This is a genomic window from Spongiactinospora gelatinilytica, assembly GCF_003236385.1.
In the GTDB taxonomy this organism is placed as follows: domain Bacteria; phylum Actinomycetota; class Actinomycetes; order Streptosporangiales; family Streptosporangiaceae; genus Spongiactinospora; species Spongiactinospora gelatinilytica.
The window spans coordinates 1-11454 of the sequence record NZ_POUA01000256.1; the positions used below are offsets into that span (position 1 = coordinate 1).

10 protein-coding genes and 2 pseudogenes are annotated in these 11454 nt (G+C 73.3%); all 12 read right to left on the minus strand.

Annotation, left to right across the window (positions count from 1 at the left end):
• Nucleotides 1-1614 (minus strand): vWA domain-containing protein (locus C1I98_RS26655; protein ID WP_158558194.1); only part of this gene is annotated, 1614 nt, incomplete at its 3' end.
• Between the two features lie 134 nt (nt 1615-1748).
• Nucleotides 1749-2552, minus strand: coding sequence for an SAM-dependent methyltransferase (locus tag C1I98_RS26660; RefSeq protein WP_111170176.1), 804 nt, complete (start codon nt 2550-2552; stop codon nt 1749-1751).
• Between the two features lie 91 nt (nt 2553-2643).
• Nucleotides 2644-3294 (minus strand): annotated as a pseudogene (locus C1I98_RS44355) (MFS transporter); the annotation flags it as partial.
• Between the two features lie 153 nt (nt 3295-3447).
• Complete coding sequence (locus C1I98_RS44360) at nt 3448-3669, minus strand: hypothetical protein (RefSeq protein WP_233508206.1); 222 nt, start codon at nt 3667-3669, stop codon at nt 3448-3450.
• 85 nt (nt 3670-3754) lie between these two features.
• Nucleotides 3755-4873 (minus strand): pyrroloquinoline quinone biosynthesis protein PqqE, encoded by a 1119-nt coding sequence (gene pqqE, locus C1I98_RS26670; RefSeq protein WP_199537235.1) that lies wholly within the window; start codon nt 4871-4873, stop codon nt 3755-3757.
• Complete coding sequence (pqqD, locus tag C1I98_RS26675) at nt 4870-5151, minus strand: pyrroloquinoline quinone biosynthesis peptide chaperone PqqD (protein WP_111170178.1); 282 nt, start codon at nt 5149-5151, stop codon at nt 4870-4872. Before pqqD ends, pqqE begins: the two co-directional genes overlap by 4 nt.
• A complete protein-coding gene (gene pqqC, locus C1I98_RS26680; protein ID WP_199537236.1) occupies nt 5148-5840 on the minus strand; it encodes a pyrroloquinoline-quinone synthase PqqC in 693 nt (230 codons plus the stop codon). The genes pqqD and pqqC overlap by 4 nt, the downstream gene beginning before the upstream one ends.
• Complete coding sequence (gene pqqB / locus C1I98_RS26685) at nt 5837-6724, minus strand: pyrroloquinoline quinone biosynthesis protein PqqB (protein WP_111170179.1); 888 nt, start codon at nt 6722-6724, stop codon at nt 5837-5839. Before pqqB ends, pqqC begins: the two co-directional genes overlap by 4 nt.
• Before the next feature lie 44 nt (nt 6725-6768).
• A complete protein-coding gene (gene pqqA, locus C1I98_RS26690) occupies nt 6769-6927 on the minus strand; it encodes a pyrroloquinoline quinone precursor peptide PqqA (RefSeq protein WP_111170180.1) in 159 nt (52 codons plus the stop codon).
• 107 nt (nt 6928-7034) lie between these two features.
• Nucleotides 7035-8045, minus strand: coding sequence for an NAD-dependent epimerase/dehydratase family protein (locus C1I98_RS26695; RefSeq protein WP_111170181.1), 1011 nt, complete (start codon nt 8043-8045; stop codon nt 7035-7037).
• 5 nt (nt 8046-8050) lie between these two features.
• The gene (locus C1I98_RS26700) at nt 8051-10405 is read right to left on the minus strand and encodes a SulP family inorganic anion transporter (RefSeq protein ID WP_111170182.1); all 2355 of its coding nucleotides are present in this window, start codon (nt 10403-10405) and stop codon (nt 8051-8053) included.
• A gap of 82 nt (nt 10406-10487) precedes the next feature.
• Nucleotides 10488-11454 (minus strand): annotated as a pseudogene (locus tag C1I98_RS41740) (hypothetical protein); the annotation flags it as partial.

Sequence of the window (11454 nt, forward strand, 5' to 3'; positions counted from 1 at the left end):
GCTTTCGGGGGCGGTGGTGGCGTAGGAGGGGCCTGGTTCGGTGCGGCCGGTCACCGAGACATCCAGGGCGATCTCGACCGGTGGGGCGGTCTCCGGCAGGTCGGGGCGGCTGCCGTACTTGATCGCGATGTAGTACCAGCCGGGGAGGGCCTGGCCTCTGGCGGCGGTGAGTTCGCGGTTGAGGTAGCGGACCGGGCGGATGGCCAGTGCGTCGCGGTCGGTGGGAAGCCGGCCGGCCTCGCCGTCGTACCACAGGATGCCGGACTGGGCGATCAGCGCGCGGGCCGGGCCGTAGGCGGAGGTCTTGGTGAGCAGTCGCGCACCGGGCGCGTCGCCCGCGGGCAGCCGGACCCGGTACGCCAGCCCCTGCCCCCAGCCCAGGCGCACCCGGTAGAAGACGTACTCGCCCGGGTAGAGCGTGTCGGAGTACCGCCCGGAGCCGTCGAGCGTGCCCGCCGTGGTGAACGACCCGCCGCCGGTCACCTTGGCCGGCTCGCCCTCCCCGGCGGGCTCGGCGAAGGCGACCTCGGGGTCGCGCGCGGGCCCCGGGTCGGCGGTCACCGGCGGCTCCAGGCCGACCTTCAACTCCAGCCAGGCCGGTTCGCCGGGGCCGGGGTCGCGCTCCACCACGAGGGTGAAGCGCCCCGGGCGGTCGCAAGGCCCGCCCTCGCCCGGGTCGGCGGACACCCGCCAGGTGCGCGCGAGCGGGACCACCGGGTCGCCGGTGGCGCTGTGGCCGGTGTCGCTCCAGGCGCACCGGGTGCCGTCCGGCGCGTAGCGGGCCAGGGTGAGCGTCTCCCTGGCGGGCGCGGCCGGCGGGAAGACGCCGGTCGCGGTGAACCACGCCGTGTTCCCCGCGGGGACGTCGATCGCGTAGTGCCTGGCCTGGCCGGGGGCGATCTCGTCCAGGTGGTCGCCCGGCCGCAGCGGCGCGGCGTCGCCGGGCCCTTCGCCCCCGGTGACGGGCGTGCCGGTCGGCTCGTAGTTGCGCAGCGCGATGCCCGTCACGCGGTTCAGGGCGGGGGCGAGGTCGCCGGCCTCGGCGGCGTCGGTGTAGGAGCCGCCGGTCTGGCGGGCGACGCAGGAGAGCTGCTTGCGCGCGGCGGCGTCCACCTCGAACCCGATCGTGTGTACGCGCAGGTCGGCGCCCTCGCCGGCCAGCTCCTCCGCGACCTCGCAGGGGTCGGGCGGGGCGCAGGTGTCCTCGCCGTCGGAGACCAGGACGATCGAGCGCGGCCCCTCCGTGGGCAGCGCGTCCGCGGCGGCCCGCAGGGCGCGTCCGATGGGGGTGTAGCCGCGCGGCTCGACGCGGTCGGCGGTGGCGACCAGTTCGGCGCCGGGCGTGCCGACCTCGTGCAGGATCTTCACGTCCCGGCAGCCGGCCGGCTTGTCGGCGGCGGTGTTGCCGGTGCCCGTGCCGTACACGGCCAGGCCGACGCGGGCAGCTGCGGGCAGGCCGTCCACCACGGTGTGCACGGCACGCCTGGCCGCCGCCATCTTGCTGCGCCCGTCCGCCGAGGTCTGCGCCATCGACCCGGACGCGTCCAGCACCAGCATGACCGGCGCCAGCTCCGCCGCCCGGGAGGTGTGGGCGGTGGCTGGAGGGGGGAGCACGGCTGTTGCGGTGAGTGTGATGAGCGCCGCCGTGAGGCGGTGGATCGCAAGGCGCATCGCCGGTCCCCCTCGTCTCCCATGTAAGTAAAGCGAGAGGTGCGGATCACGGCCAGAGGTTGCGGTGATCCGGTCGGTCAGGGTTTGTGGGCGACGCCCGCGGCGAGGACCCAGGCGGGTCGTGCCACGGAGGGCGCGGTGTCGTCGTCCGGCCGCCAGTCCTCGACCGGGACCAGCCCCGGATCGACCAGTTCGAAGCCCTCGAAGAAGTCCAGGACGACGTCCCTCGGACGCGGTGTGAGCGGGCTGCCCGCGTTCTGGAAGCCGCGGCGGGCCGCGTTCATCAGCAGCGCGGGCGACTCGTCGGTGGTGTGCGAGATCACCAGGTGGCTGCCGGGGGCGAGCGCGTCGCGCAGCCGCCGCACGATGCCGGCGGGGTTCTCGCGGTCGGCGACGAAGTGGAGTACGGCCGCCAGCAGCACGCACACCGGTCGCTCGAAGTCGATCAGGGCCTGGGTGCCGGCGTGGCGCAGGATCTCGTCCGGGCGGCGCAGATCCTCGTTGATCACGGCGACCTGCGGGCTGGTGGCCAGCAGCGCCTGGCCGTGCACGACCACCACCGGGTCGCAATCCACGTAGACCACCCGCGACTCCGGTGCGGCCCGTAACGCGACCTGGTGGACGTTCTCCCTGGTGGGCAGGCCCGCGCCGATGTCCAGGAACTGCCGTACGCCCGCCTCGACCGCCGCGTACCTGACCGCACGCCTGATGAACGCGCGGTTGGCGCGCGCGGTGAAGGGCGCGGCCGGGTTCGCCTCGATCATGCGTTGCGCCGCGGCCCGGTCGGAGGCGAAGTTGTCCTTACCGCCCAGCATGTAGTCGTAGATGCGCGCGCTGTTGGGGAAGCTGCTGTCGACCCTGGGAGGAGGGGTTGCGGCCATCGGACTCCCCTCGCCGCGGCAGGCACTGAACAGACGGGTGAAGAATCGATCTTAGAGCGATTCTTCCGACTTGTCCTCTGTGCCGATCGCCCTAGGCCCCGAGCGCGTTGCCCAGGTTGAAGGCGGCGATGTTGGTGCCCGAGGCCAGCGTCTCCGCCCGCCCGGCGTAGTTCATGATCCGCATCTGCAGGCCCGGTACGGTGGCGAAGCCGAAGGCGCCCATCAGCGCCAGCCACACGACCGTCATCACCTGGCTCGCCGCGGTCAGCGCGAACACCGTCAGCACCAGGGTCAGCGCGGTGAGCACGACCGCAAGGGTCGCGTCCGGCCGCCAGCGGTCCGCCGCCCGGCCGCCGAGCAGGTTCCCGGCGAACGGGCCGACGCCGAACAGCACCAGCAGCCAGGGCACCGCCCCCGGGGCGAATCCGCTGACCTCGGTCAGCGTGAAGGCGATGTAGGTGAACGCGCCGAACATGCCGCCGTAGCCGAGCACGGTCAGCAGCAGCGAGAACCACACCTGCGGATGGGCGAAGGCCGCCACCTCCTCGCGCAGCCGGACCGGCGCGGTCGCGGCGCGGGGGCGGGGGACGAGCAGGGCGACGCCCGCCATCGCCACCACGCCGATGACCGTGATCACCGAGAACGTGGCGCGCCAGCCGAACTGCTGGCCGATGAACGTGCCGAACGGTACGCCCAGCACGTTCGACGTGGTCAGCCCGGCGAACATCATGGCGATGGCCCCGGCCTTGCGTCCGGGGCGACCAGGCTCGACGCGACCACCGAGCCGACGCCGAAGAAGGCCCCGTGGCCAGGGCCGCGACGATCCGGCCGGCCATCATCACCTCGTACCCGGAGGCCAGGGCGGAGAGCAGGTTTCCCGCGATGAACAGGGCCATCAGGCCGAGCAGCACCCGTTTGCGGTCGGCGTGGCGACCGCGGCGGTCAGCCCGATGCCGCCGGCGACCACGGTGAGCGCGTAGCCGGAGATGAGCCATCCGGCGACCGGTTCGGTGACCCCGAAGTCGGCGGCGACCTCGGGCAGCAGTCCCATGATGACGAATTCGGTGAGGCCGATGCCGAAGCCCCCGATGGCGATGGAGAGCAGGCCGAGCGGCATGCGTGGCCTTGGCCGCCGCCCTCGCGGAGACGGAGGGCATCCCTGAGCTGGCCCCGCTCGCCACCGCCTCCAGCGGCTCCCCGCCTCAGCCGCCTTCGCCCCCGTGCCCTGATCGGGCGCGGGGCATCCTGCGGTTCGCGACCGGCCCGGCATCACCGCCCGGCCGGTCGCCGGTCGCGATGGCCTGGATCAGGTGGTGGTCGGGTGACAGCGAGCACGCGGGGTCGGTACGCCCGGCGTCGCCGGTGAGCGCGTACGCCTGGCACCGGCACCCGCCGAAGTCGGTGTCCCGGCGGGCGCACCCGGCGCACGGCCCGCTCATCCACGCGGTGCCCCGGTAGGCGTTGAACGCCGCCGACTCCTCCCAGATCCAGCGCAGCGAGTGTTCGCGCACGTCGGGGAAGGCCAGGCCGGGCAGCACGTACGCGCCGGGGCAGGGCAGCACCCGCCCGTCCGGCGCGACGGTCAGTGAGATCGCCCCCCAGCCCCCCATGCACGGCTTGGCCACGCCGTCGAAGTAGTCGGGGACGACCCAGATCAGCTCCATCCGGCCGGCCAGCCGCTCCCGCCAGGCGCGCACGGTCTCCTCGGCGCGCCGGAGCTGGTCGCGGGAGGGCAGCAGCCGGTCGCGGTTGCGCATCGCCCAGCCGTAGAACTGGGTGTTGGCCAGCTCCACCCGCTCGGCCCCCCAGGACGCGCCCAGCTCGATGATCTCGCCCACGGTGTCCAAATTGTGCCGGTGCAGCACGACGTTGAGGCCGAGCGGGAGATCCGCCTCGCGGACCAGCGCGGCGGCCCGTTCCTTGGTGGCGAACCACCGGCCGCCCGCGATGCGGTCGGACGCGGCGGCCGTGGCGTCCTGGACGGAGAGCTGCACACTGTGCAGCCCGGCCGCGGCCAGCTCGGCCAGCCGCGCGGGGGTCAGCCCGGCGCCGCTGGTGACCAACTGCGTGTAGACCCCGGCGCGGGCCGCCGCCGCCACGATCGCGGTCAGGTCGGGCCGCAGCAGCGGCTCCCCGCCCGACAGGTGGGCGTGTACGACGCCGATCGCCGCGGCGTCCTCCATCACGCGGACCCACTGCCCGGTGTTCAGCTCGCGGTCGCGGGCGATCAGCTCGACCGGGTTGGAACAGTAGGAGCAGTGCAGCGGGCAGGAGTGGGTCAGCTCGGCCAGCATCGCCCACGGGGGCGCGACGGCGCTCACCCGACCCATCCCTCGTCGCGGATGCGCACGAGGAAGCCGGAGACGTCGGCGGCGACGGGCGCGGCGGGCCAGGTGCCGGTCAGCTCGGTGACGATGTCGCCGACGGTGCGCTCGCCGTCGCACAGCCGTACCACGGCGGCGGCCTCTTCGTTCAGCACCACGATCCGCTCGGGCATGACCAGCAGGTCTTGGTCGCGCACCGGGTCGTGGCGGAGCACGATCGCGCGCCTGAGCCGCGGCCGCCAGCCCGGGCCGGGCGGGGACGGCGGGGCGCTCACCGGTAGGCCCGTTCCACCGCGTCGAGCAGCGACCAGAGCACGTCGCACTTGTAGGCGAGGGCCGCCACCGCGCGTTCCTGGTCGGCCCGGCCGGACGCCCAGGCCAGCACCAGTTCCAGCGCCTCCTCACCGTCTCGCGCGCCCTGCGGGACCCGCATCCTGAAGTAGGCGAGGCCGTCCTGGTCGATCCACGGATAGTGCCGCTCGAAGGCGTCGATCCGCTTGCGCATCAGGTCGGGGGCGAACAGCTCGGTCAGGGAGGCGGCGACCGCCTCCAGGGGGGTGCCGAGGCGGCAGAGGTTCACATAGCCCTCGACGGCCAGCCGTACGGCGGGCAGTACGTCCTGGCCGGACAGCAACTGCTCGCGGGGAAGGCCCGCGGCCTCGCCGAGGCGCAGCCAGCGTTCGATGCCGCCCTCCCCGGGGCGCGTGCCGTCGTGGTCGTGTATCCGGCGGATCCACGACCTGCGCAGTTCCGGCGTGTCCAGTTTGGCGAGGGTCAGCGCGTCCTTGATCGGGATGTGCCGCTGGTAGTGGAACCGGTTGAGTATCCAGCCGCGCAGCTCGTCCTTGCTCAGCTCTCCCGCGTGCATCCGCAGGTTGAAGGAGTGCAGGTGGTGGTATCGCCGCTCCGGTACGGCACGCATCCGCGCCTCGAACTCGCTTCTCGTCCACGCCGTGGCGCTCACAGCTCGATCACCGTCCCCTCGGCCGCCACCCGAGCCCCGGACACCTCCAGCTCCGCGTGCTCGGGAGCGTCCGGATCGACCAGCGGATTGGTGTTGTTGAGATGGGTGTAGAGGACCCTCCCGGGGAAGGCCGCCAGGCGCGGGGCCGTGGCCACGATGGGCAGGTGCCCCATCTCGGTGGCGGTGCGGGAGGAGGCGCCGGACCGCCGGGGTTCGTCGTCGTCCCAGAACGTGCCGTCGATCAGCACGACGTCACAGCGGCGCAGCACGTCGTCCAGGCCGGCCGGCCAGGTGCCCATGGCGGGCGCGTACAGCAGTGACCGGCCCGTCGCCCGATCGGAGATCATCAGCGCCACCACCCACGCGCCGGCCGGGTCGTCCGTGCCGTCCGGGGTGGCATAGCGGGGGCGTTTGGCCGACAGGGGCACGGCGGCCACCTCGACGGTGCCGCCGAGCGCGACGGGCTGGAGCTGGAGATCGCGCCGGTCCAGAGTGACGTACGGCGCGAGCGTGCCGTCCAGCCCGAGCCGCCGCCCGACCGCGTCGCCCACCGCGGGCGTGGCCCAGATCTCCAGCTTGTCCGCTTCGCGCAATCGTGGAATGCCGAGCGTGTGGTCGAGTTCGGCGTCGGTGAGCAGCACGCCGGACAGCGGCGTCTCGCGTGTACCGGCCGCGGGGAGCAGCCACGGGCACGACTCGATCTGCTCGCCGAGGTCGGGGGTGGCGTTGACGACATAGGACCTGCCGGGCGCCACCTCCAGTGCCAGTGACGCGTGCCGGCGGCGGCGGCGTGGATCAGCGCGTGCCCCGTGACAACCGGGGCACGCGCAGTTCCACTGCGGCACCCCGCCACCCGCCGCCGTGCCTAGGACCTGCAAACGCATGCCTGGCCCCTCTCGCGTGGTACGGAGGCGTCGTCGTGGCGGGATTACCGGGTCAGGAAGTAGGCCGTCATCTCCATGGAGGCCTCGACGATCTGGTAGTCGGGCTTGTGCCAGGTCATCTCGGCGGCCTCGCCGCGGGCTTTACGCCTCTTGGCGTGGACGCGTGGCGGCCGTTTGGCGTCGGGTTTCTTTGGTGTCTCCATGGTTCTCGCCTCCCTGCTTCATCTGCTGCCACAGTACGTCTCCCGGTCGGCCGGTAAAAGCCGACTTTAAAGTGAAAGATACATAACCTTGCGCCGTATGTCAGGTATCAGCGGTTATCCCACTCGGCGAGTATCGCGGCCTCCTTGTCCGGATCGATGCCGTGCGAAACCCGGGCGTTGCCGAAGGTGCGCCGGTCGGCGGGGATATCGCGGAGCCAGGCCCAGGTGTCGGCCACCGTCTCGGCGATGGGGCGGCAGCGCAGGCCGGCCGCCGCCGCCTTCGCCGAGGACATCCGCCACACGTTTCGCATCTCCGGTGTGCCGGGCACCCACAGCGGAAACTCGGTCCACGGCTGCACCTCCCGCGCGAGCAGGAACTCATCGTCCACCCACCCCGGCTCCGCGTCTGACCCGGTCACCCGGATGCACTCGGCCAGCCAGCCGCCGTAGGTGGTGGTGTCCGGGACCCCGCTGGTCAGGAACCGGTCGTCGGTGCCCGCCTCGGCCTGGTCAAGGGTGAAGGCGGCGATGTCGCGGGCGTCGATGAGCTGCATGGACACCTCCAGGTCGCCGGGTGCGAGCACCCGCCCGCCCCGCTCCATGCGGGTCAGCCACCAGGGCAGCCGGCCGACGTTCTCGTGCGGGCCCAGGATCAATCCGGGCTGGACGATCAGCCGGTTGCCGTCGAAGCCCTGCTCCACGGCCCGCTCGCAGCCGGCCTTGAGCGTGCCGTAGTCGCCGTCGTCCGGACCGGCGTCGGGCGCGCAGTCGAACAGGGCCGACGTCTCGTCCACCGGCTCGGCCGGGAAGCCCTTGAACGCCGAGATGCTGGAGATGAACGCGTAGGTGGCGGCCCGGCCGGACAGCGCCCGCACCGATTCGCCGACCACCCGCGGCACGTATCCGCAGACGTCGATCACCGCGTCCCATTCGCGCCCCTCGGCGAGCCGGGCGAGGTCGGCCGGCGATTCGCGGTCGCCGTGGACCGCCTCGGCCCCTGGCGCGTCGGTGCCGCTTTTGCCCCGGTTGAAGGTGGTGACCCGGTGCCCGCGGCGCAGTGCCTCCGCGACGATGGCCCGGCCGAGGAAAACGGTGCCGCCAATGATCAAAGTTCTCATACGGCCTATTCTTCGGACGTACCCCCGTGATGAGCAGGTGATTTCACGCCCAGCGCAAGGTGTATGCCAGGAGCAGAAGAAGCCTCGCCGGCATGGGCGAAACCCGACCCTTCGCGCCCGAGGACGTGTACCCGGGCGGTGGCGATGTCGAAGTAGAGCGCGACGAGCTCCAGCCGGCCCTCCGTCACCAGCTCCTCCACGACGGGATAGGTGCGCAGGTTCGCCAGTTGCTGGGAGGCGTTGGACCGGCACAGCCGGTCGAGCGCGGGGGAGCGGTCGCCCTCGCCCGCCGCCTCGAACGCCGCCATGCTGGGATCGGCGTGCCGCAGCCACCGCCGCAGACCGGGCAGCTCGGCCGCCGGGTCGCCGCCGCCCTCCAGCAGGGTGGTCATAGCCGCGCACCCGGAGTGGCCGCAGACCGTGATCGTGCGGACCCCGAGCACCCGGGTCGCGTACTCGACCGCGGCCACGACCGAGTCGTCCGTGCCCGCCTCGCCGTACCGGGGCACCAGATTGCCCAGATTGCGGACGGTGAACAGGTCGCCGGGGCCGCTCGCGGTGATCAGGTTCGGCACGACCCTGGAGTCGCTGCACGTGATGAACAGGTGCACCGGCTCCTGCTTGCGGGCCATCCTGGTCAGGAAGGGGCGCACCAGGTGCGCCGTGCGCCGGTGGAACTCCCCCGCGCCGGCCAGCAGCCCCGGTACCGGTTCCTCGCCGGTGGTGATCTGCACGGGCCCTGACTCCGGCGCGGGGTGTGGCCCGCCCCCGGCGTCCGCCCCGGCCAGGTTCCGCCGCCGCTGCCGGTGGGCGCGCGGCAGCCACCAGCGCTCGGGCACCAGCGGCGGGGTCTTCGCCGGGAACATCCGATCGCCGCCCGCGGCCATCGCGTACCACTCGTCGTGCATCTCGTCGATGTCGACCGTGCCGCCGCCCCGCTCGTGGCCGAGCCGCCAGGCGTGGATGGCCTCGAAGGCCGCGTTGTCCATGAAGTCGATGTTGAGGTCGAGGTCCACCGCCGCCCCCGCCGGGAGCAGCCGCAGCGCGGCGGTGATCCGCGGCACGCCGAGGAAGGTCAGCGAGCCGCCGATCAGTACGTGCCAGCGCCCGTCGGGCCGTGGATTGAGCTGGACGGTGACCCACGTCAGCCGGCGCAGCGCGAGCAGCGCGGCGAGGCCCAGGCCGATGAGCACGCCCTCGGCCAGCCCGAGCAGCGCCACCCCGCCGAACGTCATCACGTAGACCGGCACCTCGCCGTGCCCGCGCAGATTGGGGATGTGGCCGAGATCGATCATCTTGACCCCGGTGAAGACCAGCAGGGCGGCCAGCGCCTCCATGGGGATGAGCTGCACCGCCCAGGCCAGGCACGCGGTGAACACCAGCACCCAGACCCCGTGCAGCACGGCCGACCAGCGGCTGCGCCCGCCCGCCCGCACATTGGTGGTGCTGCGCACGATCACCCCGGCCACCGGCAGCCCGCCGAGCGCGCCGCTGACCATGTTGGCCATGCCCTGGCCGGTCAGCTCCCGGTCGAGGTCGGCGCGCGGCCCGTCGTGCAGCTTGTCCACGCCCACCGAGCACAGCAGGGACTCCACCCCGGCCAGCAGCGCGACCAGGAGCACCGCCCCGGCCAGCGCGTGCCAGTCGCCCTGCGGCCACAGCGGCGACTGCCATCCCTGGATGCTCCCGGCGAGATCGACGCGGGTGACGTCGAGCCGGAACACGGCGGCGACCAGGGCCGCGACCAGCAGCGCGGCCAGCGGCGCGGGCACCGCGCGCAGCGGGGGCGGCGTCCTGGCCCACAGCACCAGCACCGCCACGGTGATCACACCGACCCAGACCCCGCCGGGGTGGTGGGTGAGCAACTGCGCGGGCAGCTCAGAGATGTTCTCGATCGCCGAACTCTGCGGGCTGCCGCCCAGCACCACGTGAAGCTGGGAGAGCGCGATCACCGCGCCGACGCCGGCCAGCATGCCGTGGACCACGGCGGGGGACACGGCGAGCGCGGCGCGGGCGACCCGGAAGACGCCGAGCAGGAGTTGCAGCGCACCGGCGAGCAGGGTGATCGTGCAGGTGGCCCGCCAGCCGTAGGTCTGTACGAGGTCGAAGACGACCAGGGCCAGGCCGGCCGCGGGCCCGCTGACCTGTACGGCCGAGCCGCCGAAGGCCCCGCCCACCACGCCGCCGACCACCGCGGCCACCAGCCCGGCGATCAACGGGGCGCCGGACGCGACCGCGATTCCCAAGGACAGGGGCACGGCCACCAGGAAGACCACCAAGGAGGCTGGCAGGTCGTGCCTGAGCACGGAGCCGAGGTGACCGCTGGCTGTCGATCCCTCACGCTGAGTGTTCGCTGTCATGGTGCGAACCCTATGCCGTGGGGCATGCTAATTTCAGCGGCCCGCGGGAACCTTTTGCAAGCCGCGGGGGGAGATCGAAGCCTTAGCGGTAATAGTCGGGATAGTCGGGTTCGGGGGCCCGGTGGTTTCCGCTGCGCCCGCCGGTCCTGCCGGAGCCGTCGGGGACCGCCTCGGCCTCGGGCTGGCCGTACAGCTCGCTGTAGGAGGGCCAGTTGCCGCTCTGCGGCGAGGGCTGCCCCGGCTGGGCGGGGGGATAGCGGTCGGGGATCGGCGCGGCGTACGGGCCGCCGCCGGAGAGCACGTCGTCGGCGGGCAGGGCCCGGCTCGGGCCGGTGGGCGTGGACATCGCCGGGGAAGGGCCGGTCACGGTGTCCGACTCGTCGATCATCGCCCAGCCCGCGCGGACCTCGTAGGAGTTGGAGGAATAGGAGTCGCCGCCCTGGTGGCCGGCGGAAGGGGTCACCGCCGGGAACGACTGGACGGGCGGCGCGGGCCACGATCCGCTGGGGGCCGCCGGTACGGCGGAGGCGGGCGCGGACGGGGGATCGTCGAGGATGTCGGCGGTGCCGCTCCAGGAATAGGAGTGCCGGTCATCCTGCCGGGACGTGTCGGCCGCGGGGAACTGCCCGCTCGTGGCGGACGCCGGCCGGCCGGAGAACGGCCCGGTCGAAAGGGGGTCACCGGCGGCGATGCGGCCCGCGGCCAGATGGCCGGGGGACAGACTGTGGCCGCCCGTGGACAGCGGGTCGACCATCGGCTGGTCGCTTTCGGGACGGGGCGCGGGCGCGCTCTCGCGCGACCGCCCGGACGCCGCGGCCGGACGGCCCCGCCTGCCGGTGGTCAGCGGGTCGGCGGCCAGCGGGTCGCTCAGTGGGTCCGGTTTGGGAAGGGGCATGCGCTGGGTCACGTCCGCGGGCAGCGGGCCGGTGAGCGGGTCCGGCCTGCCACCGCCGGGACGCTGCCCGTGCGGCGCGGCGAGCGGATTCGCCGGCGGGTCGGGGCGCCCGGCGCGTGCCGGGCCGGTGCCGACCAGGTCGGGTGTGCCGGTC